The organism is Devosia elaeis (genome assembly GCF_001650025.1).
Lineage (GTDB): Bacteria > Pseudomonadota > Alphaproteobacteria > Rhizobiales > Devosiaceae > Devosia > Devosia elaeis.
The window spans coordinates 17148-42567 of the sequence record NZ_LVVY01000094.1 but is presented as its reverse complement, the minus strand read 5'-3'; the positions used below and the strand labels follow the sequence as shown (position 1 = coordinate 42567).

At 64.5% G+C, this 25420-nt stretch carries 29 protein-coding genes, 3 tRNA genes and 1 pseudogene; 21 read left to right on the top strand and 12 right to left on the bottom strand.

What is annotated here, in order from left to right; all coding sequences use genetic code 11:
• Positions 1 to 32 precede the first annotated feature (32 nt).
• Genes A3840_RS12850 through A3840_RS12840 form a run of 3 tightly spaced genes read left to right on the top strand, consistent with a single transcriptional unit; the run spans position 33 to position 3344 of the window.
• Complete coding sequence (locus tag A3840_RS12850; protein WP_067457343.1) at positions 33 to 407, top strand: response regulator transcription factor; 375 nt, start codon at positions 33 to 35, stop codon at positions 405 to 407.
• Positions 400 to 633 carry a hypothetical protein gene (locus tag A3840_RS12845; protein WP_067457339.1) on the top strand — a complete coding sequence of 78 codons (234 nt, stop codon included), beginning with the start codon at positions 400 to 402 and terminating at the stop codon, positions 631 to 633. Before A3840_RS12850 ends, A3840_RS12845 begins: the two co-directional genes overlap by 8 nt.
• Positions 633 to 3344 carry a sensor histidine kinase gene (locus tag A3840_RS12840; RefSeq protein WP_067457337.1) on the top strand — a complete coding sequence of 904 codons (2712 nt, stop codon included), beginning with the start codon at positions 633 to 635 and terminating at the stop codon, positions 3342 to 3344. Before A3840_RS12845 ends, A3840_RS12840 begins: the two co-directional genes overlap by 1 nt.
• Positions 3345 to 3511: 167 nt before the next feature.
• Here the strand turns inward: A3840_RS12840 and A3840_RS12835 are convergent, their stop codons facing one another.
• Complete coding sequence (locus A3840_RS12835) at positions 3512 to 4330, bottom strand: ion channel (RefSeq protein WP_067457334.1); 819 nt, start codon at positions 4328 to 4330, stop codon at positions 3512 to 3514.
• A gap of 187 nt (positions 4331 to 4517) precedes the next feature.
• On the opposite strand from A3840_RS12835, the gene A3840_RS12830 reads away from it, so the two are divergent.
• The 4 genes from A3840_RS12830 (at position 4518) to A3840_RS12815 (ending at position 7810) form a co-directional block, all read left to right on the top strand.
• Complete coding sequence (locus A3840_RS12830) at positions 4518 to 5258, top strand: glycosyltransferase family 2 protein (protein ID WP_067457331.1); 741 nt, start codon at positions 4518 to 4520, stop codon at positions 5256 to 5258.
• A gap of 63 nt (positions 5259 to 5321) precedes the next feature.
• A complete protein-coding gene (gene fliK, locus A3840_RS12825) occupies positions 5322 to 6920 on the top strand; it encodes a flagellar hook-length control protein FliK (RefSeq protein WP_165603180.1) in 1599 nt (532 codons plus the stop codon).
• Positions 6917 to 7195: an EscU/YscU/HrcU family type III secretion system export apparatus switch protein gene (locus A3840_RS12820; protein WP_067457325.1), complete on the top strand. Its 279-nt coding sequence runs from the start codon at positions 6917 to 6919 to the stop codon at positions 7193 to 7195. Before fliK ends, A3840_RS12820 begins: the two co-directional genes overlap by 4 nt.
• Before the next feature lie 69 nt (positions 7196 to 7264).
• Complete coding sequence (locus A3840_RS12815) at positions 7265 to 7810, top strand: DUF2076 domain-containing protein (protein ID WP_067457322.1); 546 nt, start codon at positions 7265 to 7267, stop codon at positions 7808 to 7810.
• Positions 7811 to 8037: 227 nt separating this feature from the next.
• Here A3840_RS12815 and A3840_RS12810 read toward each other — a convergent pair.
• Together A3840_RS12810 and A3840_RS12805 are read right to left on the bottom strand one after the other, a co-directional pair.
• Positions 8038 to 8502 (bottom strand): annotated as a pseudogene (locus A3840_RS12810) (cell wall hydrolase); the annotation flags it as partial.
• Between the two features lie 92 nt (positions 8503 to 8594).
• Positions 8595 to 8912: a hypothetical protein gene (locus A3840_RS12805; RefSeq protein WP_067457316.1), complete on the bottom strand. Its 318-nt coding sequence runs from the start codon at positions 8910 to 8912 to the stop codon at positions 8595 to 8597.
• Between the two features lie 111 nt (positions 8913 to 9023).
• Here A3840_RS12805 and A3840_RS12800 point away from each other — a divergent pair, with 111 nt between their 5' ends.
• Positions 9024 to 9365: a hypothetical protein gene (locus A3840_RS12800; protein ID WP_067457444.1), complete on the top strand. Its 342-nt coding sequence runs from the start codon at positions 9024 to 9026 to the stop codon at positions 9363 to 9365.
• On the opposite strand, the gene A3840_RS12795 is transcribed toward A3840_RS12800, so the two are convergent.
• Positions 9362 to 9949 (bottom strand): 5'-methylthioadenosine/S-adenosylhomocysteine nucleosidase, encoded by a 588-nt coding sequence (locus A3840_RS12795; RefSeq protein WP_067457314.1) that lies wholly within the window; start codon positions 9947 to 9949, stop codon positions 9362 to 9364. The genes A3840_RS12800 and A3840_RS12795 overlap by 4 nt on opposite strands.
• Positions 9950 to 10073: 124 nt before the next feature.
• Between A3840_RS12795 and A3840_RS12790 the strand changes: the two genes are divergently transcribed.
• Together A3840_RS12790 and A3840_RS12785 are read left to right on the top strand one after the other, a co-directional pair.
• A complete protein-coding gene (locus A3840_RS12790) occupies positions 10074 to 10355 on the top strand; it encodes a hypothetical protein (RefSeq protein ID WP_131798319.1) in 282 nt (93 codons plus the stop codon).
• A 156-nt stretch (positions 10356 to 10511) separates the two neighbouring features.
• The gene (locus tag A3840_RS12785; protein WP_067457307.1) at positions 10512 to 11858 is read left to right on the top strand and encodes an MFS transporter; all 1347 of its coding nucleotides are present in this window, start codon (positions 10512 to 10514) and stop codon (positions 11856 to 11858) included.
• 22 nt (positions 11859 to 11880) lie between these two features.
• Here the strand turns inward: A3840_RS12785 and A3840_RS12780 are convergent, their stop codons facing one another.
• On the bottom strand, positions 11881 to 13104 hold the full coding sequence (locus tag A3840_RS12780) for an MFS transporter (RefSeq protein WP_067457303.1): 1224 nt from the start codon (positions 13102 to 13104) through the stop codon (positions 11881 to 11883).
• 123 nt (positions 13105 to 13227) lie between these two features.
• Here A3840_RS12780 and A3840_RS12775 point away from each other — a divergent pair, with 123 nt between their 5' ends.
• From A3840_RS12775 to greA, 4 genes are all read left to right on the top strand, one after another.
• Complete coding sequence (locus tag A3840_RS12775) at positions 13228 to 13950, top strand: VWA domain-containing protein (RefSeq protein WP_067457299.1); 723 nt, start codon at positions 13228 to 13230, stop codon at positions 13948 to 13950.
• Complete coding sequence (locus A3840_RS12770; protein WP_067457296.1) at positions 13947 to 14669, top strand: DnaJ domain-containing protein; 723 nt, start codon at positions 13947 to 13949, stop codon at positions 14667 to 14669. The genes A3840_RS12775 and A3840_RS12770 overlap by 4 nt, the downstream gene beginning before the upstream one ends.
• 72 nt (positions 14670 to 14741) lie before the next feature.
• Positions 14742 to 14972, top strand: coding sequence for a hypothetical protein (locus A3840_RS12765; RefSeq protein WP_067457293.1), 231 nt, complete (start codon positions 14742 to 14744; stop codon positions 14970 to 14972).
• Positions 14973 to 15046: 74 nt separating this feature from the next.
• The gene (gene greA, locus A3840_RS12760) at positions 15047 to 15529 is read left to right on the top strand and encodes a transcription elongation factor GreA (RefSeq protein ID WP_067457290.1); all 483 of its coding nucleotides are present in this window, start codon (positions 15047 to 15049) and stop codon (positions 15527 to 15529) included.
• Between the two features lie 268 nt (positions 15530 to 15797).
• Here the strand turns inward: greA and A3840_RS12755 are convergent.
• From A3840_RS12755 to A3840_RS12740, 4 genes are all read right to left on the bottom strand, one after another.
• A tRNA-Glu gene (locus A3840_RS12755) sits at positions 15798 to 15872 on the bottom strand.
• Between the two features lie 50 nt (positions 15873 to 15922).
• Positions 15923 to 15997 (bottom strand) — tRNA-Glu (locus tag A3840_RS12750).
• A 93-nt stretch (positions 15998 to 16090) separates the two neighbouring features.
• On the bottom strand, positions 16091 to 16567 hold the full coding sequence (locus tag A3840_RS12745; RefSeq protein WP_067457287.1) for a YcbK family protein: 477 nt from the start codon (positions 16565 to 16567) through the stop codon (positions 16091 to 16093).
• A gap of 138 nt (positions 16568 to 16705) precedes the next feature.
• Positions 16706 to 17122, bottom strand: a complete 417-nt coding sequence (locus A3840_RS12740) for a VOC family protein (RefSeq protein ID WP_067457285.1) — start codon at positions 17120 to 17122, stop codon at positions 16706 to 16708.
• A 186-nt stretch (positions 17123 to 17308) separates the two neighbouring features.
• Here A3840_RS12740 and A3840_RS12735 point away from each other — a divergent pair, with 186 nt between their 5' ends.
• The gene (locus A3840_RS12735; RefSeq protein ID WP_082903871.1) at positions 17309 to 17929 is read left to right on the top strand and encodes a cold-shock protein; all 621 of its coding nucleotides are present in this window, start codon (positions 17309 to 17311) and stop codon (positions 17927 to 17929) included.
• Positions 17930 to 17971: 42 nt separating this feature from the next.
• Positions 17972 to 18532, top strand: a complete 561-nt coding sequence (locus A3840_RS12730) for a DUF192 domain-containing protein (RefSeq protein ID WP_082903870.1) — start codon at positions 17972 to 17974, stop codon at positions 18530 to 18532.
• A 1-nt stretch (position 18533) separates the two neighbouring features.
• Here the strand turns inward: A3840_RS12730 and trhA are convergent, their stop codons facing one another.
• Complete coding sequence (gene trhA, locus A3840_RS12725) at positions 18534 to 19208, bottom strand: PAQR family membrane homeostasis protein TrhA (RefSeq protein ID WP_067457282.1); 675 nt, start codon at positions 19206 to 19208, stop codon at positions 18534 to 18536.
• A gap of 165 nt (positions 19209 to 19373) precedes the next feature.
• Between trhA and A3840_RS12720 the strand changes: the two genes are divergently transcribed.
• Complete coding sequence (locus tag A3840_RS12720) at positions 19374 to 19862, top strand: ArsR/SmtB family transcription factor (RefSeq protein ID WP_067457280.1); 489 nt, start codon at positions 19374 to 19376, stop codon at positions 19860 to 19862.
• Here A3840_RS12720 and A3840_RS12715 read toward each other — a convergent pair.
• Positions 19859 to 20602 (bottom strand): HAD hydrolase-like protein, encoded by a 744-nt coding sequence (locus A3840_RS12715; RefSeq protein WP_082903869.1) that lies wholly within the window; start codon positions 20600 to 20602, stop codon positions 19859 to 19861. The two genes, A3840_RS12720 and A3840_RS12715, sit on opposite strands and share 4 nt — an antisense overlap.
• A 198-nt stretch (positions 20603 to 20800) precedes the next feature.
• Between A3840_RS12715 and A3840_RS12710 the strand changes: the two genes are divergently transcribed.
• Positions 20801 to 20877 (top strand) — tRNA-Arg (locus A3840_RS12710).
• A 70-nt stretch (positions 20878 to 20947) separates the two neighbouring features.
• Here the strand turns inward: A3840_RS12710 and A3840_RS12705 are convergent.
• Entirely contained in the window at positions 20948 to 21991 is a 1044-nt protein-coding gene (locus A3840_RS12705; protein ID WP_067457274.1) for a LacI family DNA-binding transcriptional regulator, read from the bottom strand.
• 224 nt (positions 21992 to 22215) lie between these two features.
• Here A3840_RS12705 and A3840_RS12700 point away from each other — a divergent pair, with 224 nt between their 5' ends.
• From A3840_RS12700 to A3840_RS12690, 3 genes are all read left to right on the top strand, one after another.
• Positions 22216 to 23454, top strand: coding sequence for an ABC transporter substrate-binding protein (locus tag A3840_RS12700; protein ID WP_067457271.1), 1239 nt, complete (start codon positions 22216 to 22218; stop codon positions 23452 to 23454).
• Between the two features lie 89 nt (positions 23455 to 23543).
• Positions 23544 to 24485, top strand: a complete 942-nt coding sequence (locus A3840_RS12695) for a carbohydrate ABC transporter permease (RefSeq protein ID WP_067457267.1) — start codon at positions 23544 to 23546, stop codon at positions 24483 to 24485.
• Positions 24482 to 25414 (top strand): carbohydrate ABC transporter permease, encoded by a 933-nt coding sequence (locus tag A3840_RS12690; protein WP_067457263.1) that lies wholly within the window; start codon positions 24482 to 24484, stop codon positions 25412 to 25414. Before A3840_RS12695 ends, A3840_RS12690 begins: the two co-directional genes overlap by 4 nt.
• Positions 25415 to 25420: the final 6 nt, after the last annotated feature.

The following is a 25420-nucleotide window of genomic DNA, read 5'->3' as shown; positions in this document are numbered from 1 at the left end:
GCGGAGGGGAGATCGCGGACGGAGGGGGAATTTTGGGCATCGATGTCCTGATCGCCGAAGACGAGCCGAGCATTCTTGAATCACTGGACTTCATCCTGCGCCGCGCGGGCTGGAGCATCGAGTCGGTTACGGATGGCGAAGCGGTGCTCGAACGGGTGCGCCGGGCGCCGCCGCGCGTATTGGTGCTCGATGTCATGCTGCCCAGGCGCAGCGGCTTCGACGTGCTCAAGCAATTGCGCGCCGATGTCGAAACCCGCGACCTGCCGGTGCTGATCCTCACCGCCAAGGGCCAGCAGCAGGACCGGCGCATCGCCGAGGAATTGGGGGCGGATGGCTTCGTGACCAAGCCCTATTCCAATGCCGAAGTGGTGGGGGCGGTGCGCCAATTGCTGGGCGAGAATGACTGACCGGCGGCGGGTCGTCGGCGGCTTGTTCATGCTGACCGTGCTGGGCCTGGTGCTATTCGTGCCGCCCGTTGTGGGCCTGTTCAATCGCGACGTGACCTTTCTCGGCATGCCGCAGATCGTGTTCTATCTGTTCACCGTCTGGCTGCTGCTGATCGTCGGCACGGTCGCGCTGACGCGGCACCTGCCGCCCGATCCGGTGGAGCGCGAAGAAGAGGGCGAGGGCTGATGCTGTCGGCCGATTTCGTCATCGCCACCTCTGTCGCCTATGTCGGCCTGCTCTTCGTGCTTGCCTATTTCGGGGACAGGCGCGCCAAGGCCAACAAGCGTTCCTGGCTGAATTCGCCGGCGGTCTACACGCTGTCCATCTCGGTCTATTGCACCAGCTGGACCTTTTACGGCGCGGTGGGCAATGCGGCGCGCAGCGGGCTGGAATTCCTCACCATCTATCTCGGGCCGACGCTGGTTTTCGTGGGCTGGTATTTCGTACTGCGCCGGCTGGTGCGCATCAGCCACCTGCATCGCATCACCTCTGTGGCCGACCTCCTGTCTTCGCGCTTCGGCAAGTCCAGCCGGCTGGGCGTGTTGGTGACCTGCATCGCGGTGATCGGCATCGCGCCCTATATCGCGCTCCAGCTCAAGGCGGTGACGTCCTCGATCCAGGCAGTGGCGGGGGCTTCCGAATTCGGGCGCGGCAGCCTCACCGGCATCGACGATGTGGGGCTGGCCCTGGGCGTGGCGGCGGCAATGGCGCTGTTCACCATCCTCTTCGGCACGCGCCACGTGGACGCCAAGGAGCAGCATCACGGCGTCGTCGCCGCCATCGCCTTCGAGGCCGTGGTGAAGCTCGCCGCCCTGGTGGCGGTGGGGGTCTTCGTCATCTATCTAGGCGGCGGCATCGAGGGTATTTTCAGCCAGGCGGCGGAAAAGGGCGTGGTTTTCGACACCTCGGCCAGTTTCGACAGCCGCTGGATCACCACGCTGGTCCTCTCCATCGCCGCCATCATCTGCCTGCCGCGCCAGTTCCAGGTGACGGTGGTGGAGAATTCCAACGAGAACCATCTGCGCGTCGCCGGCTGGGCCTTTCCGGCCTATATGATGCTGATGAGCATCTTCATCATCCCCATCGCCGTCTATGGGCTGACGGTGATGCCAGACGATGCCAATCCCGACATGTTCGCACTGACCCTGCCGCTATCGGCAGGACAGAATGCATTGGCACTCTTTGCCTTTATCGGCGGTTTTTCATCCGCCACATCAATGATCATCCTCGAATCCATCGCCCTGTCGATCATGGTGTCGAACCACATCATGATGCCGCTGGTGCTCAAGTTCGGCGCGGCGCCGCAAGGCGGGGACGGGCAGGGGGTGAGCAGCGTGCTGCTGGTGGCGCGGCGCTTCGCCATCGTGCTGATCCTGTCGCTGGGCTTCTTCTATTTCCTGTTCACGCGCGATTCCGACGCGCTGGCACCGATCGGGCTCATTTCCTTCACGGCGATCGCGCAATTCCTGCCGGCATTGCTGGCGGCGATCTTCTGGAAAGATGCCTCGCTCAAGGCGGTGACGGCGGCGATTTCGGTCGGTTTCGTCATCTGGGCGTGGTCGTGCTTCCTGCCCTCGCTCGCCTCGGTGTCGCCGCTGGTCTCGACGCTGCTGGAGGAGGGGCCCTGGGGCGTTCTTTGGCTGCGGCCGGAGGCGATGTTCGGTCTTGAAGGCTGGGATCCGCTGGCGCATGCGGCCTTCTGGAGCCTTTCGATCAATGTGCTGATCCTGACGCTGGGCTCGCTGCTGACCAGCCCCTCGGCGCTGGAGCGCATCCAGGCGACGGCCTTTGTGGACGTGTTCCGGCGCCATGGCCTGCCGCAGCGCAATTTCGTGCCGGGCTCGGCTACGGCGAACGATCTCTATTTCGTGGCCGAGCGCGTGCTGGGGGAGAAGCGGGCGGCGGCCTTGTTCGAGGCGGCGGCACGCGAGCGGGGCGTCGATCCGGCGCTGCTGGAGCCGACGCCGGCCTTTATCGGCCGGCTGGAGCGCGAACTGGCCGGCTCCATCGGGGCCTCATCGGCCCATGTCATGCTCTCCAAGGTGGTAGCGGGCGGCGACGTGTCGCTTGAGGAAATGATGCAGATGGCCGACGAAACCCAGCAGGTCATCGAATATTCCCAGCAATTGGAAAAGACCTCGGCCGAGCTGCGGCTGACGGCGCACAAGCTGGAGGAGGCCAATGCGCAATTGCGGGAGCTGGACAGCCAGAAGGACGAATTCCTCAGCCAGGTGAGCCACGAAGTGCGCACGCCGATGACCTCCATCCGCTCCTTTTCGGAAATCCTGCTCGAGCCGGCCGGGCTCAACGAGGGGCAGCGGCAGCGCTTCATCTCCACCATCCACCAGGAAAGCATGCGGCTGACCAAGCTGCTCGACGAAATCCTCGATCTCAGCGCGCTGGAGCGGGGCGAGCGGACCTGGCAGAACGAGCCGGTCGACGCCGAGGACGCGCTCAACCGGGCGGTCAGCGTCTGCGATGCCTTGCTACGCCAGCGGGGCATGCGGGTGGAATTCGGCGAGCGGGCGCATACGACCATGGTGGAGGGCGATGCCGACCGGCTCTGCCAGGTGTTCATCAATCTCATTTCCAACGCGGTCAAATATAACGATGCCGACCAGCCGGTCGTCCATGTCAGCTCTTCGGTGCGCTCGGGCACCTATGTGGTGGAGGTGGCCGATAACGGCCCGGGGATCGGCAAGACCGAGCGCAAGCTGATCTTCGAGAAGTTCTGGCGCGGCGTTTCGGGTGCGGGTGACCAGGGCGGTGCGGGACTGGGCCTGGCGATCAGCCGCCAGATCATCGCCCGCATGAACGGGGTGCTGGAACTGGTGCAGGGCCCGCTGCCGGGCGCCTGCTTCCGCGTGCGCCTGCCGGTGGTGGGGCGGGAATCGTAGGGCCGTTCCAGAAGACCTCATGGTGAGCCTGTCGAACCACGCGGGCGGCCGCTCTCGCGCTCTGTCGTCATTGCCGGGCTTGTCCCGGCAATCCATCTTGCCGCAAGCATGGACCACCGGGACAAGCCCGGTGGTGACGATGGTGGGGGACGTTGAGGCGTGAATGACTAATGCACCCCCTCATCCGGAATCTTCAGCAGGTGTCCACAGGCCTTGCAATGGACGGCGTCCGGCTCGTGGCGGGAGAGGCCGCATTGGGGGCAGGGGAAGGTGACCTTGTTGGGCCGGAAGACCAGCTGAGCCAGTCGCACGAACAGCGAAATGCCGATGATCATGATGATTATCGACACCAGCTTGCCGAACGTACCCGGCAGGACGATATCGCCGAAGCCGGTCGTGGTCATGGTGGTGACGGTGAAATAGAGCGCGTCGACATAGCCGGCAATGCCGGCGTCACGCTGGGCGAAGGCGGTATAGACGAAGCCGGTGACCACGAAGAGGAAGACCAGGAGGTTGATCACCGCCTGGATCGTGTCGCGGTAGCTGCCCAGGCCGCGCTTTTCCAGCGGGCGCCAGACGATGCTGGACCGCGACAGCGTCCAGAGCCGCAGGATGCGCAGGAAACCCAGATTGAAGAACCAGGTGGGCGCCAGCAGGGTGATGAGGATGAAGATATCCACGATCACCGGCAATTGCCGCAGCCAGCGCAGCGGATGGGTGGAGGCCAGGCCTCGCGCCGTCAGGTCCAGCGCCAGGATGGCGGCGATGGAATAGTCGATCCACAGGAAACTCGCCGAATCGCGCAGCAGCGGGGAGGCGATGAAGAAAGCGATGATGGCGAGGTCGACCACCAGGATCGTCGCCTGGAAGCGCAGGGCCTTGGGCGATTGGCCGTGATAGAGCAGCCGCAGCCTGGAGCGCAGGCCGGCCAGGCCCTTTTCCGTGCCGTTTTCGTCGTCCGCCGGTGGTTTCGTCGCATCTGCCATGGCCTGCCGCTTCCGAGTCGCGCCGTTGCCGGCAGGTAAGGAGGGCCCATTCCGCCGCGACATTCAAGGCCGATCGCGCCGAAACCGGCAAGGCGGCGCATCGGCGCGGGACGGTTGCCGCGGCGGCCCGTGCGCGCTATGTGCATGCACCCCAGACGGAGCCGGCCCGAGCCGCGTGAGGATCGCAATGAAACTTGCCTTTGTCATTCCCGCCTATAACGAAGAGGCGCTGATCGGGAAATGCCTCGCCTCGGTGCTGGCGGAAATCCGGCGCTCCGGCGTTCCGGCCGATGTCATCGTGGTCAACAATGCCTCGACCGACCGCACCGGCGAAATCGCCCGATCCTTCGATGGCGTCAGGGTGGTGGACGAGCCCAAGAAGGGGCTGGTGAATGCGCGCGATGCCGGCTTTGCCGCCAGCGAAGGCTATGAGCTGGTCGCCAATATCGACAGCGACACCATCGTGCCCGAAGGCTGGCTCGACGTGGTCTATCGCGAATTCGACAAGGATCCCAAGCTGGTCTGTGTCTCGGGGCCCTATATCTATTACGACATGGCGGCCCATAACCGGTTCCTGGTCGGCATGTTCTATGGGCTGACCTATCTCATCTACCTGCTCAACCGCTTCGTTCTGCGCGTGGGCTCGGTGGTGCAGGGGGGCAATTTCGTCTTCAAGCGCGCCGCCTGGGCCGCCGTGGGCGGCTATGACCGGTCCATCGACTTTTTCGGCGAGGACACCGATGTGGCGGTGCGCCTGTCCAAGGTCGGCGGGGTCAAATGGACTTTCGCGCTCAAGATGAAGACCTCGGGCCGGCGGCTGGAAAAGGAAGGCGTATTCCGCACCGCGGGCACCTATACGCTCAATTTCTTCTGGGTGACGTTCCGGGGCAAGCCGGTCACCAAAGAGTACAATGATATCCGCTCCTGACGCGGCGGCGATGATGCGCTAGACTTTTCCGGCCGCATGATGTGGCCGGATTCGGTGTGGCAGATGAGCATATCGTCGCAATTGCCGCCTATTCCCCTGGCGCAGGCCAGCGCGATGCTGCGCGCCATGGCCCATGCCGGGGACCAGAACGTGGAAGCGCGGGTCCTGGCGCAATTGGCCAATGGCACGACGCAGGTGCAGATCGGCCGGCAGGTGATGAACCTGCAATTGCCCGCTCCGCAACCCATCGGCACGACATTGACGCTGGCCGTGCAGCAGGGCGAGGGGCAGGTGCGCATGGCGCTCCTCTCCGTCCAGCCGCCCAGGGCCGCCGGCTCTGCGCCCGTCGAGACCCCGGCGACCTCGGTGCAGCTCTCCGCCGCGGCGCTGTCCGGGCAACGTGGGCCGAATGCGGCGCCCCCCGTCAATCCGCAGCCGGCGACGAACACCGCAATGGCCGCCCCGTCGTCCGGCGCTGCCGCGGTGCCGGGCGAACGGACGCCGGCGTCCGCAGCTTCGCCAGCGGTTGCTGCTACGGCCACCGGCCGGCCCGCCATTCCCTATGCCGTCGCGGCGCCGGTCGTGGCGCCGGGGCCGGCGGTGGCCAATATGGGATCGGCGACGACCGCCTTGCCGCCCGTGGCGCAATCGGCTGGGGCTGCGCCCGTGGGCCAGCATCAGGCCGCGCCGAATGGGCCGGCTCCGCAAGTAGCCACGCCTGTTGCCCGGTCGCCAGCGCCGGCAATGGCGGCGCCTGCTCCGCAGGCTGCCTTGGGGCAGATGGTGCAACAGGCGCTGGCGCGTCAGGACAGCGTGGTGGGGCTGACCACTGCCCTGACCCAGGCGGTGGGCCGGCTGGCCCTGCCGGCCGAAGTGGCCAAGGCGGCGCAGCAGGTTCTGGGCCAGAGCCTGGCGCTGGACAATGGCGGCCCCAGCGCCGCCGGCCTGCAGAAGGCGATCCGCAATTCGGGGATTTTTCAGGAAGCCATGCTGGCCGCCGGCCAGGGCAGGGCGGCGGGCGGCGACATGAAGACGGCGCTATTGGGATTGCAGCGGCAGCTCGGCGCCTGGCTGGGCGAGCAGCCGGCGCTGGATCCGGTGCGCGCCATTCCGCCGCCGTTGCGCGGGGCGATGCCGCGCGCCCGGGGCGGGGACGCTCCACCAGCCGACCTGCCGGACGATCCGAATCTGGCCGGCAAGGTGCTCTTCGACCGGACCGAGGCCGCTCTGTCGCGGCTGCGCCTGCATCAGCACGCTTCCCTGCCCGAACCCGCCGCGCGGCACGAGGCGCAATGGAGCATGGATTTGCCGGTGGTGATGGGCGGACAGCAAAGCCTGCTGCATCTGCATATCCATCGCGACCGCGATGCCGATCCCGAGCGGCCGGAGGATCGCGGCTGGCAGGTGCGCTTCGCCATCAATCTTAGCGATATGGGCGAGATCGGCGCGCAAATCTCGCTGCGGGGCAGCGGCACCGGCGTGTTGCTCTGGGCCGAGCGGGCAGAGATCGCGGCCTTGCTCGATGCCGGCATCGATGCCTTACGGCAGGAGATCGAAGGCCTGGGGCTTGTTCCCGGCGCGCTGGTCGTGCGGGCGGGGGCGCCCAGCGCGCCGGCCCATCCGGCCACGACGGCGGGCCATATCGTGGATGCAATGGGATGAGCCAGGACCCTCGCGATGAACGGGCGCTGGCGGTGGCGCTGCATTATGAAAACGGCTCGCGCGAGGCGCCGCGCGTCGTCGCCAAGGGCAGGGGGCTGCTGGCCGAGAAGATCATCGCTCTGGCCGAAGAGAACGGCGTAGTCATCGAGGCCAATCCCGTGCTTGCGGAGGCACTGAGTGGGGTGGAGCTGGACGAGACCATTCCACTCGAGCTTTACGAGGCGATGGCGGTGGTGATCGGCTATGTGCTGCGCCAGACTCGCGGGCGTCCCTGATTTCGGGCGCGGCCTTGCGCGGTCCCCGGCGGCTTCCCATGTGCAGACAAGCACACAGAGGAGAGCGCCATGCTGAGACCGGAAGATGAACGCGCCATCGAGGACTTGTTCGAGCGCCTGGCCAATGTCGAGCGCCATAGCGGCCCCCGCGATGTCGACGCGGAGGCGCTGATCCGCGAACGCCTGCGCCAGCACCCTGCGGCGGCCTATTACATGGCCCAGACGATCATCGTGCAGGAAGCGGCCTTGCGTGAACAGCAGCAGCGCCTCGCCGAACTCGAAGAGCGGGCCGAGCGTCAGGATTCGGGCTTTCTGGGCGGTATTTTCGGCCAGGACAGGCCGGAGCGGCGCCAGCCGCAGCCCCAGCGCCGGTCCGGCCCCTGGGACCGCCCGGCCGAAGGCGGCTTTCTGGCTGGCGCGGCACAGACCGCGCTTGGCGTCACTGGCGGCCTGCTGCTCGGCTCGGCCATTGCCGGCATGTTCGGCACGCCCGCATCGGCAGCCGAGAATGTCGACAATCCCGCGCCCGACGAGCCATCTGATGGTGGTGACGACTGGGGCGGCGGTGATGATTGGGGCGGAGGTGGCGGCTTCGATATCGGCGGGGATTTTTAGGACCCGGAGACCTCATGGTGAGCCAGTCGAACCATGAGGTCGGGAACGTTGAGGCTCGTGCGCCACGACCTCCTCCTTCGACAGGCTCAGAATGAGGTCTACCGGAGGCAGATAGCGTCTGTTGGGCTATTGGGCGGCTTGAATTCCACCCCTCGCCATTGTCAGGCTTGTCCCCGCAATCCAGCTTGCCGGTGGGAGAAGTGAGAAGGCTAAAATACCTACCGCACCGAGCGCTTTTCGTAGAATTCGTTGCCGCCCGCTTCGAGCACATAGAACATGTTGTTATAGGGGAAGCGCAGGCCGGCGGTGTGGAAATGCTGGGCATTCTGCACGCCGGGATGGCGGGAGCCGCGCAGGACCTGATCGGCAACCTGGGAGGCGAGCACCGCGCCGCTATCGGTCATCGGCTTGGTCAGGACGCCCTGGGCAAACTGGTTTTTCTGGCCCACGACCTCGCAAACCGTCTTGGGGTAGCGCGGATCGTTGAGGCGGTTCATCACCACCGTGCCGACGGCCAGCATACCATCGGCGCTGGAGCGGTTGGATTCGAAATACATCGCCCGCATCATGCATTCCTTCTCGGTCAGGCGGTTGAAGCCGAAATTCATCCCGAGAAAGGAACAGCCGCCGAGGCTGGTGGCGGCGACGGCGACAATGGCGAGGCGCAGCAGGGCGCCGGCAGAGCGGGACATGGGGGCATTCCAGGCTGTGACAAAGATGTCTCTGCGCCTGAAAATGCGCCCGCAGCCTTAAGGAATGCCTCAGAAGGACGGTAAGCGGAAGGTTACCGCCGCAGCAGCCGCGCCAGCAGGAATGCTGTGCCGATCACGGCAATGGCCGGCAGCGGGTCGCGTCGCACGGCCCTGGCGCCGCGCCAAGCCTGGGTGCCGGCGGCCTCGGCCAGGTGCCGGCTTTGTCGCGCCGCTTCGCGCCCGAAATCGGAGAGGTGATCGCCCCAATCCTCTGCGGTGTGTTCGGCCTGGCTGGAAAGCCGGCGGCCGATGCGGCGCATGTCGCGCTGCAGGGACTCGATCCGCGCTTCAAGGCTGTTGGGGTCGCGATGGGCCAGGCCGAGGCTGGCAAGGACATGGTCGAGAGACATGGGGACGCTCCTGTTTGCCGATCAACGAAATATCTCCGGCCCGGGTTCCGTTTTGCCCTTGATCCGCCGCCTTGTGGCAGCCATTTACTGCTCATGCTGGAGAAAGCCTCGATGAGCAAAAGCACGGAACGGCTGAATCGCCTGTTCGATCGATTGGAGCGCCGGATTCCCGCCCTGGCGGCGAATTGGCTTTCCCGCGTGCGCCGGCCTGAGGCGCGCTGGGTGCGGATACCGCTCGGCATCCTACTGGTGCTGGGCGGCATTTTCAGCTTCCTGCCGGTGCTCGGCATCTGGATGTTGCCGCTGGGCCTGCTGCTGCTGGCCGTCGACCTGATCTTTTTGCAAGGCCCGGTGAACATGGCCATCCTGCGCGGCAGCCGCAAATGGACCAGCTGGCAGCGCGCCCGCCGGGACAAGAAGAAGCAGCAGGGGCAGGGCGATCGCGGCGCCTAGCGCGTCGCGTAGGCCGCTTCCACCAGATCCACCGCCACGGCCAGCTTCTCGTCGATGACGTGGAGATAGTCCGTCCAGTCCGAGAGCTGGCGCAGTTCGCTCTTGCCGTCGGAAATGCCGCGCAGCGCCAGAAGCGGCAGGCCGAAGGCCTGGCAGGCGCGCAGGATGGCAAAGGTTTCCATATCCACCATGTCCTCGGCGATCCCGTCATAGGCGGCGCCGGAAACCACATTGGCGCCGGTGGAGAGCGTGGCGGGGACAAGCCCGGGCACAAGCGGTTCCAGCGGCAGGGTGACGGGCAGGCCGGTCAGCGGCGTTTCGCCCCGGATGAAACCGAGCGGGGACGCGTCCATGTCGCGATAGGAGACCGAGATGGCCTGGTAGACGCCGCAATGGTCCAGCAGGCGCGAACCCGCCGAGCCTAGGGATGCGACGAGGCGCGGCCGTTCATTGGCTTCGGCCAGGATGCGCGTGGTGTTGACGGCGGCTTCCACCGGGCCGATTCCGACCATGACCGGGTTGATGCGGGCGCGCAGATGCGGGCCATATTCGGATTCTGCGGCCATGAGATAGAGGATCGACATGATGGTCCTTTAGCACGGGCAGGGCGGTGTAGGCCGCCCAATTCTTTGCGCTTCCGTAACCGATATCGATTAAATTTGAACCAGTGGTCCGCCGATTTGCGGCGCGACCCGCAAGGCGGCCGGAATGCGTTTCGCGATAGAGAGCAGGGAATGGAGTGAACCGGACCAGGCCATCGGCCATTCCGGCGCGGTTCGCCCCATGGACATCGAGGCCGAGGCGCGGCGGCGCAAGGACGCGCTGGGGCTGGATGAATGGCGGATGCGCGAATATGTCTCCGGCACCCCGGTGCCCGCCCGCATCCACCAGCTCTGCGAACAGATCGATCTCGCCGCCGGCGCGCTGTCGCGCATGTCCCGGATTCCGGAAGATTTTCGCGACGATATCTATTGGCCGCGCTGCTGGTAGCGGCGCAGCGGAGCAATCGCCCCGCCCCATGTCGAACCGGAATGGTGCCGTTCGTCTGAATGCTGCGGGCTACTGACACCCCTCGTCAGGGTGGTCCGCGAGATTGTACATTCAGAGAAACGGGATGCGCCCGCGCATTCCGAGCGGGAAAGTTCGATGAAGCCGTTTCACCAAATCCTGGCCAACAACCTTGTGGCCAATGTCACCAATTTCACGGTGTGGTTCGCCATCACCTTCTGGATTTTTCTCGAGACGCATTCGGTCTTCGCCACGGGCATGATCGCGGGCGTCTATCTGGTCTTCACGGCCGGCTTCGGTTTCTGGTTCGGCTCCATCGTCGACCACAATGGCAAGAAACTGGCGATGATGGGGTCAAGCGTGGTGTCGGCGGCGCTCTATGCGGCCGCAATTGTCCTGGTGCTGATCGAGCCCGAGGGCGCCTTCACCGATCCCTTCGGGCCTTATCTCTGGCTCTTCGTGCTGGTGGTCATGCTGGGCGTCATTGCCGGTAATATCCGCTCCATCGCGCTGCCGACCCTGGTGACCATCCTCATTCCCGAGGACCAGCGCGACAAGGCCAATGGCCTTGTGGGCATGGTCAGCGGCATCGGTTTTCTCACCACCTCGGTGATTTCCGGTTTCCTGGTGGCCTATACCGGCATGCTGGGCGTGCTGGCCCTGGCGCTGGGCGCCACCATCCTGGTCCTGCTGCATCTGAGCCTGGTGCGGATCGACGAGGGCCGCCCGGCACCGAGTCCGGACGTGCCCCAAGAGCCCAAGCGCGTCGATATTGCCGGCACCATTCGCGTCATCGCCGCGGTGCCGGGGCTGTTCGCGCTGATCTTCTTCGCCTGCTTCAACAATTTCCTGGGCGGCGTCTTCATGGCCCTGCTCGACGCCTATGGGCTGTCGCTGGTTTCCGTGGAGGTCTGGGGCCTGCTGTTCGGCGTGCTCTCCACCGCCTTCATCGCCAGCGGCATCATCATTTCGCGTACTGGCCTGGGCAAGAACCCGCTGCGCACGCTGCTCCTGGTCAATCTCATCACCTGGTCGGTGTGCTGCGTCTTCACCATCCAGCCGTCGATCTGGCTGCTGGCGGGCGGTTGTTTCATCTGGATGCTGCTGGGCCCCTATGCCGAGGCGGCCGAGCATACGACATTGCAGAAGGTGGTGCCGCTGGAGCGGCAGGGGCGCGTCTTCGGCTTTGCCCAATCGGTGGAGCAATCGGCATCCCCGCTCACGGCCTTCCTGATCGGGCCGCTGACGCAGTTCATCGTCATCCCCTTCATGACTGATGGGGCGGGCGCCGACACGATCGGCTCCTGGTTCGGCACCGGGCCGGATCGAGGCATTGCCCTGGTCTTCACCATTGCCGGCTTCATTGGGGTGATCATCACCATCCTGGCCTTCAATTCCCGCTATTACCGGGATTTGTCGGCCGCCTATGCGGCAGGCAAGGACGATGATGAAAATGGCGGGGCCGCCGTGGCGAGCCCCGCCTGATCGGTAATCGGAGCCTTACCCGTTACGCCGGCTGCGCTGCGGTCGGCGTTTCGTCCTGCGTCTTGGGCGGGAAGGCCAGCGCCAGGGCTGCCGCCGCCAGGCCCACGCCGGCCGAAGCGACGTAGAGCCAGTGGTAGTCGCCGAAGGTGTCGAACAGCCAGCCGCCGCCGACCGGGCCGAAGGCCATGCCGATGGAGGAGGTCATGGTGATGCCGCCCAGCACCGTGCCCATGACCTTGGGGCCGAAATAGTCGCGCGCCAGCACCGAATAGAGCGGCATGACGCCGCCATAGACCAGGCCCAGCACCACGGCCAGCATGTAGAAATGGGGCAATTCGCTGACATAGATATAGAGATAGATGCCCACGGCCTGGAGCACGAGGCCGGCGACGATGACCCGCTTGACGCCGATGCGGTCAGCCAGCACGCCGAAGAAGACGCGGCCGAACAGGCCCGCAAAGCCCTCGACGCTATAGATGCTGGCCGCCGCCAGCGCCGAGGCGCCGCAGAGCATGGCATAGCTCACCGTATGGAAGATCGGCCCGGAATGGGCGGCGCAGCAGAGGAAGAACACGCCGGCCAGAACGAAGAATTGCGGCGTGCGGAAAATGGCGCCCATATTGGTTGGGCGCGGTTCGGCCGGGGCCACGTCGCTGGCCGGGCTCGGCGCGGCCGCCACGGCCTCGGGCGCGCGGCGGATCAGGAAGGCGGCGGGCACGATGAAGAGCGTGGCGCCGATGGCCGTCATCATCATCGCGTCGCGCCAGCCGAAGGTCTGGATCAGCACGGTGGCCAGCGGGGTAATGGTCATGGGCGCGATGCCGCCGCCCAGCGAGACCAGCGAGACGGCCAGGCTCCGATGCTTGTCGAACCAGCCCAGGGTGGTGGCGATCAGCGGGGCGAAGAAGGCGCCGCCCGAGGCCCCCACCAGCCCGCCATAGGCAAACTGGAAGATGAAGAGATTGTCGGCCCGGCTGGCGACGAAGAGGCCCAGGCCCAGAAGCACGGCGGCGATGAGCACCACGGGGCGGGCGCCGATGCGGTCGGTCAGCGTGCCCCAGAGAAAGCCGGCCACGCCCATGACGATGAAGCCCACCGTCATCGCTCCGGAAATGCCGGCCCGGGTCCAGCCGGTTTCGTCCGAGATCGGTTGCAGGTAGACGGGCAGGGCGAACATCGCGCCCATTGCCAGACAGGTGATCACCGCGCCGGCGGCCACGATGACCCAGCCGTAATGCCGTTCCATTTGGATTTCCCTCCTAACAGGATTTCTCCTGCCATGACGAATGAGGCGCCCGCATTTCGACCAAGACAAGCAGAATTTCGTCAATCCCTTGCCGGGGCGGTGATCGCCCCACATATTCGAACCATGAGTGAGAAGAATCCGACGACCCGCCGGGATGGCGTCGTGCAGCAGCAGGGCGCGGTTCGCGACGAAATCGCCAGCTTCGTGGAGAAGGTGGGCAAGCTCGCGCGACCCAATGCCGCCGAGGACGGCCGGCTGCTCTTCGCCATGGATGCCACGATGAGCCGCCAGCCCACCTGGGACATGGCCGTGTCCCTGCAGGCCGGCATGTTCGAGGCGATTCCGGACGACGCGCATCTGCAGGTGCAATTGCTCTATTTCCGCGGGCTGGGCGAATGCCGCGCTTCCAAATGGGTCAAGGATGCCTCGGCCCTGGCGCGATTGATGAGCGGCATAGCCTGCCAGGGCGGCAATACGCAGATCGGCAAGGTGTTCAACCATGCCCGGGACGAGCATAAGAAGCGGCGGATCAATGCCATGGTCTTTGTCGGGGATGCCATCGAGGAAGATGTCGATGCGCTCTGCGCCAAGGCCGGGGAGCTGGGCCTGCTGGGATTGCCGATCTTCGTGTTCCAGGAAGGGCGCGATGCCCGCGTCGAAGCGGCGTTCCGCGAATTCGCGCGGCTGTCCAAGGGCGCCTATGCCCGGTTCGACAATTCGGCGCCGGGACAATTGGCGGCGCTACTGAAGGCTGTGGCCGCCTTTGCGAGCGGCGGGAGGGCGCATCTGCGCCTGCAGCAGAATGGCGAAGCGCGGGCGCTGCTGGCGCAGATCGAGGGCAGATGAGCTGGATTTTTCTTGGAGGCCTGGGCCTGTTGGCCGCGCTCTGGCTGTTGCAGGCGATGCGGAACATGGACCGGCGCGTGCTGATGCGCAGCCTGCGCTGGATTGTGGGCGGCTTTGCGGGCCTGGTCGCGCTGGCGGCCCTGCTGTTCCGGCGCATCGACATCGCCATGATCGTGGGCGCGCTCGCCGCCTCGGTGCTGCTGCGCGGGCGGATCGGCCAGTTTTCCTTCGATAGCGTCGCCGGGGGCAATGCCAATACATCCAAGGTGCGCAGCCGTTACCTGGCCATGGAGCTCGATCACGATACCGGCGAATTGTCCGGCCGGGTGCTGGATGGGCAATTTGCCGGCTGGGACCTGCTGGACCTGGGCGAATACGAAACCCGGGTGCTGATCGGCGAGATCGGGCACGATGCGGAAAGCGTCAACCTGCTCGAAAGCTGGCTTGATACCAATCGCGCCGGGTGGCGCGAATATTTCGCCGAACAGGATGCGGGAGGCGGGCCGGGCGGCGAAGCGCCCTCGGGCGGATCGCGCGATCCGGTGGCCGAGGCCTATGCCGTGCTGGGGCTCCAGCCCGGCGCCAATGCCGAGGAGATCAAGGCCGCGCACCGCGAACTGATGAAAGGCGTGCATCCGGATCGGGGCGGCTCGGAATTCCTCGCGGCCAAGATCAACGAGGCCCGCGATCTGCTGCTGGAGCGTGTGGGGCGGGGCTAGTTTCCCCGCAATGACACGTTCTCTCCGCTTTTGCGTGGTCGAACCCGCCCCGACCCGCAAACGGAGCGCCTTATGAAATACCTTTCCACCGTCGCCCTCCTGTTGGCCCTTTCCGTCCTGCCTGCCCATGCCCAGCGGCCGGCCCTCGATTCCGAATTGTGCAGGGCCCAGCTCGACCTGTTGCAATCGGGGGAAAAGCTGACCGAGGACGAGACCAGCCGTTTCGAAACGCAATGCGATTGTCTCGAAGCGCGCGAACGCGGCGAGACCGACGGCACGGAAGGCAATTGCGCCGAGGTTTGAGGTCGTCCGGGGCGGGTATTCGTTCCTGCCGCCCAAATATGCCATGACCAACAGAAGCATTTGAGGAATCGCCCGTGAGCGTCGCCTTCACCAAGGAAGACAGTGCCGAAACGGCTTCGGAAACCATGCTGCCCGACCGCCCGGTGCCGGAAGGCCCGAACCTGGTGACGGAAGCAGGGCTGGCAGCATTGGAGCGGCAATTGGCCGAGGCGCGCACCGCCTATGATGCGGCAATGGCGGTCGAGGACGTCAACGAGCGCCGGCGGCAGGCCGCCAACCCGTTCCGCGACCTGCGTTATTACACCGAGCGCCTGCGCACCGCGCAGCTGGTTCCACCGCCCGAGGGTCAGGATGTCGTCGCTTTCGGCAGCCGCGTGACCTTCGAGCGCGACGACGGGCGGGTGCAGACCTATCGAATCGTCGGCGAGGACGAGGCCGATCCCAAAGCGGGCTCCATCTCCTTCGCCTCGCCGATTGCGCGCGCCCTTATGGGCAAGGGCGTCGGCGAAGGAGCGAGTTTCGTCGGCGGTGACGTGGAGATCGTCGGGATCGGCTGAGCTGTATCTTGGTAGACCTCATCCTGAGCTCGTCGAAGGGTGAGGGCGTGGCACCAAAGCGTAGGCGTGCCCGATCTCGTGGTTCGACAGGCTCACCATGAGGTCTTCCAAGAGCTTGCTGCAAGGGCAAACGTCACCACCCGGTTTGTCCGGGTGGTCCATGAATTGCTGGCCCGAAACTGGATTGCCGGGACAAGCCCGGCAATGACGAAGGGAATACGGCGCGGAACGAGCGCGCAGACCAAACCTATGATGCGAGAGGGGAGATTGGTACGCCCAAGGGGAATCGAACCCCTGTTCCCGCCGTGAGAGGGCGGTGTCCTGACCGCTAGACGATGGGCGCACGGTCCGCGCTATAAAAGCCATCCGCCTGCCATAAAAGCAAGGGGAGGGTGGTACGCCCTAGGGGAATCGAACCCCTCTCTGCACCGTGAAAGGGTGCCGTCCTAACCGATAGACGAAGGGCGCATCTGCGCGATGGCCGTCGTATAGTGGGGTGTGCCTGATTGCGCAACCCCATTTTGCGTTGATCCTGTGAGGAAATTTCTCGGGAGCGAGTTTTCAACAGCCCGAGAAGGTCACCGGCGTCCGGCGGCCGCGCGGACGGTCGCGCACGTCCACATGGATGAAGTTGCGGCCCGGATAGCAGCCCAGCCCGCCGACGCTGTCCGTGCGCATGGCGAAGGCGATCAGCTCCTGCTTGGGCACGCCCGGAATGTAGAAATCGGCCGCCATGCACTTGGTGTGATAGGAATTGTCCGCGCCACCGGCCGAGGCATTGTGGAAGGCGTTGCGATAGCCCGAATTCATCACGATGCGCTTGCCGAAATGGCCTTCGAATTCCCAGATGACGAAGCGCAGCTTGGGCGAGATGCAGAGCGCGTTGACATTGCCGGAGCTGACATAGGTGCCCCAGTCCTGGCGCAGGCCGGAATAGCCCGAGCCGCTGCCGCTGGCGAACATGGCCATGGGCAGGCAGCCCGCCAGGACGATGGCGGTCAGCGCGATGGCGGCGATGGAGCGAAGCAGGCGGGGCATATCGACCTTCCCGGGCCTCTGTCGCAAAGCTGCAACAGGCAATGGGCATGTGGGTTCGGTCGTTAAAATTAGATCGGTTTCGCTAACCGCCCGCTAAGCAACAGGGTTAGCGGGCGGTTAAAGGTTGGGCGCGGGCGGTTACCAGGTGCCGGTATTCGGCATCGAGGCCCAGGGCTCCTGCGGATCGAGATGGCCGTCCTGGATCAGCTCCACCGAAATGCCGTCGGGGGATTTGACGAAGGCCATGTGGCCATCGCGGGGCGGGCGGTTGATGACCACGCCCATGTCCTGCAGGTGCTGGCACAGTGCGTAGATGTCCTGGACGCGATAGGCCAGGTGTCCGAAATTGCGGCCGCCGGTATAATCCTCGGGGTCCCAATTATAGGTCAGTTCGACCTGGCCGCCCTCGTCGCCCGGTGCGCGCAGGAAGATCAGGGTGAAGCGGCCCTTTTCGTTCTCGATGCGGCGCACTTCCTCCAGGCCCAGCCCTTCGCAATAGAAGCGGAGGCTGTCCTCGATATTGGTGACGCGCACCATGGTGTGCAGATATTTCATGGCAATCCTCCTGTTTCGTCCGGGCACTGGCCTAACAAGCTCGGCCGGGCGCGGCAATGGCCGCAGATCTGCACTGTCGACAAAATCGCAAGACCTTCTTAACTTTTGCCGTTGAATCGGCCAGACTGATTTGGTCTTGTGTGGAGTACCCGCGTTTTGCGGGCGTGTAAGAGGGCGTTGGGGATAATGGGGGCCAAGGTCAACGGCGAGGACGGCAAGTCCGTCAATCCGTCAGAAAACGGAGAGAGCAGGCGCGATACCAGCGCGCCCGTTGGCCAGAACGCGTCGGTGGACGTGATCGAGGTGGCCGGGACCATCAAATGGTTCGATGCCGGCAAGGGATTCGGTTTCATCGTGCCGGACAACGGCATGGCCGACGTGCTGCTGCATGTCACCTGCCTGCGCCGCGATGGCTACCAGACCGCCTATGAGGGTGCCCGCATCGTCGTCGAGGCGCTGAACCGGCCCGGTGGACTGCAGGCCTTCCGCATCGTTTCCATGGACGAATCCACCGCGCTGCATCCATCGCAGATGCCGGCCCCGCGCACCCATGTGGTGGTCGAGCCGACTTCGGGCATGGTCCGGCTGGAAGTGAAATGGTTCAACCGCATTCGCGGCTTCGGTTTCCTCTCGGCCGGCGAGGGCACGCCCGACGTTTTCGTCCATATGGAAACGCTGCGGCGTTTCGGCATCACCGAGCTGCGGCCCGGCCAATTCGTGCTCGTGCGCTATGGCAATGGTCCAAAGGGCCTCATGGTCGCCGAAATTCGTCCTGATGGTTGGGGCGAAGCGCCGTCCTCGCATTAGGGCATCGGGCGGAAGGCCGCGATCCGGCTTTCCGCAAGGACGATGTTGCCCGGCGGGCACGGGCGCTTTGCGGTCTATCGGCCGCCAGCCGCCTCGCAACAGAAAGATCGTTATTCCGTGTCCAGTGCCAATATTCCGCTCCCCAGAACGCCGCGCAGGCGTCTGTTTGCCGGCGCCCTCGCGGCCATGCTGGTCAGCATGCCGCTCGCGGCCTGCAGCGACGATTCCCGCCTCGTCATCCATTCCGAGGGCGGCGAACACGCCTTTACGGTCGAGGTCGTCGATACGGCGGAGAGCCGGGCGCAGGGGTTGATGTATGTGCAGGAATTGGCGCCGGACGCGGGCATGCTGTTTGATTTTAAGGAGGAACGCCCGGTTTCCTTCTGGATGCGCAATACCTTCATCCCGCTCGACATGCTGTTCATCGGCAGTGACGGCATGGTGAGGAACATCCACGTCAATGCTCGTCCGCATGACGAGACCTCGATCCCGTCGGACGGTCCGGTGCAATATGTGCTGGAAATCCCCGGCGGCCGGTCGGTCGAGCTCGGCATCGCGGCCGGCGACCGGGTCGAGCATGATAGGATCAGGCCTGCTCAATAGCTTAGAGGCGGGCGACGACCATGCAGTCGATCACGGCCCAGAGGTGAAGGCTCGCGCCCGCCACCACGAAGACGTGCCAGAGCGCGTTCTGGAAGCGCAGCTTTTCCCACAGGTGGAAGACGATCCCGGCCGAATAGGTCAGGCCGCCCGCCAGCAATAGCCAGAGCGTGGAGGCGGGCAGGGCCTGGCCCAGCGCCTGAAAGACCAGGACGCCGCTCCAGCCGATGGCCAGGTAGAGCAGGATGGCGACCCGCCCGAAGCGCTGCGGTACGATCAGTTTCAGCGCCACGCCGAGCAGCGAGGCGCCCCAGACCAGGCTCATCATGATCGTGGCAACGGGCGTTCCGCCAAGCACGGCGAGGAACGGCGTGTAAGAGCCAGCGATGAACAGGAAAATGGCCGCCTGGTCGAGCCGCGCCAGGTAATGTTTCACCGGCGAGGCCGGATAGAGATTATAGGCCAGCGATACGCCCAGCACCACGATCAGCGTCGCCACATAGACCACGAGCGCCGGAAAGGCCTCGGGCGCGGTATGCAGCAGCGCGAGGACCAGCAGGGTCGAGCCGGCCGCTATGGCGACGACCAGGCCGACAATATGCACGGCGGCATCGGCCACCAGTTCGGCAATGGAATAGGCCCGGCGTTGCCGGCCTTCGGTCATGGCTGCGCTCGTCATCGGTCCTCCATGCCCCCATGGTGTGGCCTGGATATGACCGGATCCTTGCCGGAGCCCGACATTTGCGTGCGAGCGTAAAGCGGTGGGCAACTTTCCTGGTGAACAAGTGCTTGCCGGCTTTTCCGGGGCCTTGACGGGTAACGCTGGTGTTACTTTAACCGGCGCATGACCCGGAAGATCAAGCCGCCCGTTATCCTCTATTCCGCCCTTGCGGACACCACCCGTTGCCGGATCATCGAAATCCTGGCCGACGGGCCGATTCCCGTGCATCGCCTGGCCGATTCCTTCACCATCAGCCGTCCGGCCATCTCCCGGCATCTGCGGGTGCTCAAGGAGGCGGGGCTGGTGGCCGAGGTGAAGAAGGGCCGGGAAAATCTCTATGCTTTCCGTGCCCGCAAGCTGAACAAGGCGCTCGGCTGGATCGAGGCGTTTTCGGCGGCGGAGCGGGAAGCGGACAGGGTGGAAGAGAATGGGGAGGCCGAATTGGCCGCGCCCATCATGGTCCAGCCGCCGGAGTCGGCGATCATCCTGCCGCCGGCGGCCATCGAAACCGTTGCGGCGGCTCCAGATGAGCCTGCGCCGGCCCGCAAGCGGGCGAAGCCGGCCGCGCCGGCGCCCGAAAAGGCCGCGACGCAGATGGGATTCGATTTCTAGAGCAGTGGTGCGGGCAGGGGGTCGACCAGCGACCGGCCCCGGTAATCCGTCTCGAAGGTGGCCGAAACGGTGCGCTCGAAATCGGCGGCGCTCCACATGATCTGCGTCGGCGAAATGCGCGCTTCCACCGTGCCGAGGGCGGCCCGGGCGCCGAGCGCGAAGGGGCGGATGGCCCGGCCCAGGGCCGCCGAGGCAGCCTGCGCCGCCGCGATATCCTTGCGCTGATCGCCGATATACCAGATGACATCGTTGGCCCGCAGATCCCGCCCCAGGCCGCGCAGGGCGGTGATGATGGAATCGGGCCAGGGCTTGCCGCGCGAGACGTCCTCGCGGAACACGGCGGCGCTGAAATATTTCTGCAGATCGAAGGCGCCGAGCACGTCATGGCCATAGCCGCGACCCAGCCCGTTGCTGACCACGCCCAGGGCCACGCCTTCGGCGCGCAGGCGCTCGAGAACGCCGCGCATCGTCTCGCAGGGCTCCAGCATTTCCTCGACGGATTTGCGACGCACCTTGTGGATGGCCTTGTGCACCAGGAGCTTGGGCGTGCGCTCGGAAACGCAGTTGCGGCGCATCAGGCGGAAGCGGGCCGCGAGCCTGGCGCCCCGGTGCGAACAATCGTCCAGGAATTCGAGCATCTGCAACACACGCGGATTGACGTGGTGCACCAATGTCCCATCGAGATCGAAGAGCACGATGGTTGGTCGGATCGCGTTCTCAGCCAGTGGATCAGTCCCCATTTATGGCGACAAAGTGGCCTAATTCGCCGGTCCGGGCAAGCCGATATGGTAAATCCTTCGGTAAGCAGACCGTGATCCGGCGGGTGCAAGGGGCCTTATCCACACGCCGCAAAAGGCGATTTCCGGCACGGATTCGAGCGGGAAGCCCGTCAACCGGTGTGGCCTTGGCGGAAAAATGTTGTAAAGGAGAGCCGTCGCGGTCCCGTAGCTCAGCTGGATAGAGCAGCAGCCTTCTAAGCTGTTGGTCACAGGTTCGAATCCTGTCGGGATCGCCAGCTTTTCTGCGATTGTCCGCAGGTCCATATCAACGTTGCCCCCCCAATCCATGGGCCGCGCGGTGGCAGATCAATGCGATTGCGGGGCAGGGTGCCCGGTACTCTCGCGCACGATCAGTTCGGAATTCAGCACGATTCGAAGGGGGCCGCGCTGCGGTTCGGTCCCTTCGAGGATGTCGATCAGCATTTCCGCCGCCAGCCGCCCCAGGGTTTCGCGGGGCTGGCGCATCGTGGTGAGGGGCGGGGTGTAGTGAGCGGCGACGCTCAGGTCGTCGAAGCTCACCACGGAAATATCGCGCGGACATTCGATCCCGTGCTGGCGCAGGCCGGACAGGAAGCCGATGGCCGATTCGTCATTGGCGGCGAACATGGCCGTCGGCCGTTCCGTCAGCGAGACGAAACGCGCGGCGGCGGCGAAACCGCTCGCCATCTCGAAATTGCCGCGGAATACCCACTCGGCCGGCACCGGATGACCCTCCTGCTGCATGGTGCGTTGAAACCCCGCCAGCCGGTCGCGCGCGACCACATTGGTTTCGGGCCCCATGATATGGCCGATACGTGTGTGCCCCAGATCCAGCAGATGCCGGGTGACGCGCTCCGCGGCCTGGGCATTGTCGGTGACGACCGTATGGAAGCCGTGATCGGGAATTTCCTCGCAGGCCACCACCAGCGGCACGGAATAGGGCGGCAGGGTGATCGCCTTGAGGGTTTCGGGATTGAGCGATCCATCCAGCAGCAGCAATCCGTCGGCCCGGTTGGACAGCATGTAATCCTGCAGGCGCCGCGCCGTTTCGTGCCCGAAATAGAGGTTCGCCACCAGGACGCCATAACCGCGCCCGGTGGCTTCCCGCTCGATCGCGTCCAGGATGGAGGAGAAGAACTGATTGCGGATGTCGGGCAGGGCCACGAGGATCGTATGGGCGCTGCGCTGGCGCAGGGAGCGCGCCGCCTGGTTCAGCGTGTAACCGGTTACATGGATGGCTTCGGCGATCCGCGCCCGCGTGCCCTCGCTGACCCGATCCGGACGCGACAGCGCGCGGCTCACGGTGGCGGCGGATACATTCGCGAATCGCGCAACATCCTGAATTGTCGGCGTTTTTCTCGACTGAATCATCTCTGGCAGCGCCCCCTCAAGCTGTCAGCCCCCGCATCGGTCTAAATCGATCTTGACAGGTCCGCAAGGCTCGTACGAAACTCCTGAAATCGATTGCACAACCATTTTGGAACGTGTAGTGCAATCGATTACACACGGCTGCGACCTGCGCTCCGGTAAAGACGGGTATGCAGCCGGTGCATCGCTGGAGCGCAAGCTCCTCGTGTTCGTTGGGAGGACAACCTATGAAGAAATTTGCAGTGGTTGCCGCTATGGCAACCGCTTTCCTCGGCTCCACGGCCTATGCTGCCGAGCTGGAAGTGACCCATTGGTGGACGTCGGCCGGTGAAGCGGCCGCTATCGCCGAATTCGCCAAGGTCTTCGAAGAAGAAACCGGCAATACCTGGGTCGACAGCGCCCTGGCCGGCTCGGGCACCGGCGCCAACCCGGTCATCATCAGCCGCATCATCGGCGGCAACCCGATGGGCGCCACCCAGATGAATACCGGCCGCGATGCCGAGGAGCTCATCCAGGCCGGCCTGATGCGCGACCTGACCGACATCGTCGCCGATCTCGACATCGACTCCTTCTATGTCGACCAGGAACTGCTCGAGCCCTGCCGCTACGAAGGCGGTCTCTATTGTCTGCCGATCAACATCCACTCGTGGGACTGGCTGTGGCTCTCCACTGCCGCTTACGAAAAGATCGGCCAGCCGGTTCCGACCAACTGGAATGAATATGTCGCGTCCTGGCCTGCCCTGGAAGAAGCCGGCATCCTGCCGTTCGCCCTGGGCACCGGCTGGCCGATCAACGGCATTCCGGGCGTGCTGATGGCCGGTATCGGCGGCACCGACCTGGTGATGCAGGTCAATCGCGACAAGAACGCCGACGCCGTTCGCGGTCCCGAATTCCGCAAGGTCGCGGAAGCCATGGACATGCTGCGCAGCGTTGTTTCTCCGGAAACCATGGTTCCTTCGTTCGGCGATGCGGGCAATCAGCTCCTGTCGGGCGATGCGGCCGGCAATATCCACGGCGACTGGCTGCAGGGCGACCTGCAGATTGCAGGCGGCGTTCCCGGCGAAGACTATGAATGTCTCCCGGCGCTCGGCCTGGGCACCCAGCTCACCGGCGGTGGCGACAGCTTCTACTTCCCGGTTCTGCCCGAAGGCACCGATCCGGCTGTGATCGAAGCTCAGGAGCAGCTTGCCCGCATCCTGATCTCGCCCGAAGCCCAGCTGAAGTTCAACCTGGTCAAGGGCTCCATGCCGATCCGCACCGACATCGACCTGTCGGGCGCCAATGCCTGCATGACCAAGGCTCTTGCTCTGCTGGACAATGGCCTGCTGCCTTCCGGCGACTTCTCGCTCTCGAGCGATACGCAGAAGCAGCTTGAAGACCTCAACCTCGAGTTCATCGCCGACGACAATATCTCGGTGGATGACTATGTTGAGCGTTATGCCACGATCATCGATCAGGCCGACTAATCTGGTCCGGCGTCGGTACCGGCGCTCCACGTAAAGCGATGGCCGGCCTTGTTTGCCAAGGCCGGCCACATCTCTATGGAGAGGCATAAATGGCGGATATCGCCACCCAATCCGACCAGGTTGCCGGAGATTCATCCCGGCCAGGTCCATTCCGCCGGCTTTTCTTGCACAATCTGTCGGCCAAGATAGCCGCCATCCCGATGGTCGCCACGGTTCTCATCATCTTCGTGGGCTGCACGATCTGGACGGTCTATTACTCATTCACCAATTCCCGGTTGTTGCCGCGCAATGACTTTGTTGGTTTCGACCAATATGAGCGCCTGTTTGCGACATCCCGCTGGAATGTCTCGATCACCAACCTGCTTCTTTACGGCTCGATGTCGCTTGTCCTGACATTGACGCTGGGTTTCCTGCTGGCGGTTCTGATGGACCAGAAGGTGCGTTTCGAAAGCGCCTTCCGCACCATCATGCTCTATCCCTTTGCCCTGTCGTTCATCGTGACGGGCCTTGTCTGGCAGTGGATCATGAACCCGACGCTGGGCTTGCAGGGCACGATGCGCGGTCTGGGCTGGGCGGGATTCACCTTCGACTGGATCAGCAATCCGCGCATGGTGTTGTTTGCGCTGCTGATTGCCGGGCTTTGGCAGGGCGTCGGTTTCTGCATGATCCTGATGCTGGCCGGCCTGCGCGGCGTCGACGAGGAAATCTGGAAGGCCGCCCGCGTGGACGGCATCCCCACCTGGCGCACCTATATTTCGGTCGTTCTGCCGATGATGCGCGGTGTGCTCGTGACGGCCGTGGTCATCATCGGGTCCGGTATCGTCCGGCTCTATGACCTCGTGGTGGCGCTGACCAATGGCGGGCCGGGCATCTCGTCCGAAGTGCCGGCGAAATACGTTTACGATTACATGTTTGGCGGCGGCAATATCGGCCAGGGCCTTGCGGCCTCGACGATGATGCTGCTGACCGTGCTGATCATCATGGTCCCCTGGGCCTATCTTGAATTCGGTGGGAAGGGGCGCCGCTCATGAGCCAGACCGCAACCATGTCCGGTGCGCCCGCTTCTGCGCCCGTCCCGGAGGCAGGACCGCGCGGGCCCAAGCCTAAGCCGTTCTTCACGCCGAAGAGGATCATCATCTACACGACGCTGGTTTTCTTCAGCCTCTACTTCCTGTTCCCGCTCTACATCATGGTCGTCACCTCGATGAAGACCATGCCCGAAATCCGTTTCGGCAATATCTTCGCGCTGCCGAGCGCGCTGAACTTCGATGCCTGGGGCCGTGCCTGGACCAGCGCCTGTACGGGCCTGACCTGTAACGGTCTGTCCCCGGGCTTCTGGAACTCGGTGAAGATCACCATTCCGTCCACGATCGTCTCGATCTTCATCGCGGCGGTAAACGGCTACGCCCTGGTCAACTGGCGCTTCAAGGGGTCGGAAATCTTCTTCTCGATCCTGATTTTCGGCTCGTTCATCCCCTATCAGGTGATGCTCTATCCGCTGGTGATGATCACTCGGGAAATGGGCATTTTCGGTACGCTTCCGGCGGTTATCCTGATCCACACCATTTTCGGGATGCCGATCCTGACCCTGCTGTTCCGCAATTACTTCGCCTCGCTGCCCCAGGAATTGTTCAAGGCCGCGCGCGTCGATGGCGCAGGGTTCTGGCGCATTTTCTTCGAGATCATGCTGCCCATGTCGCTGCCGATCTTCGTCGTTGCGCTCATCCTGCAGGTCACCGGCATCTGGAACGACTTCCTGTTCGGCGTCGTCTTCGCCGGCACGCAGAACCTGCCGATGACCGTGCAGCTCAACAATATCGTCAACTCGGCTCAGGGGACGCCGGAATACAATGTCAACATGGCCGCGACCGTGCTGACCGGCCTCGTGCCCCTGATCATCTACTTTGTCTCCGGCAAGCTGTTCGTACGCGGCGTCGCCGCCGGCGCCGTGAAGGGATAATCGATT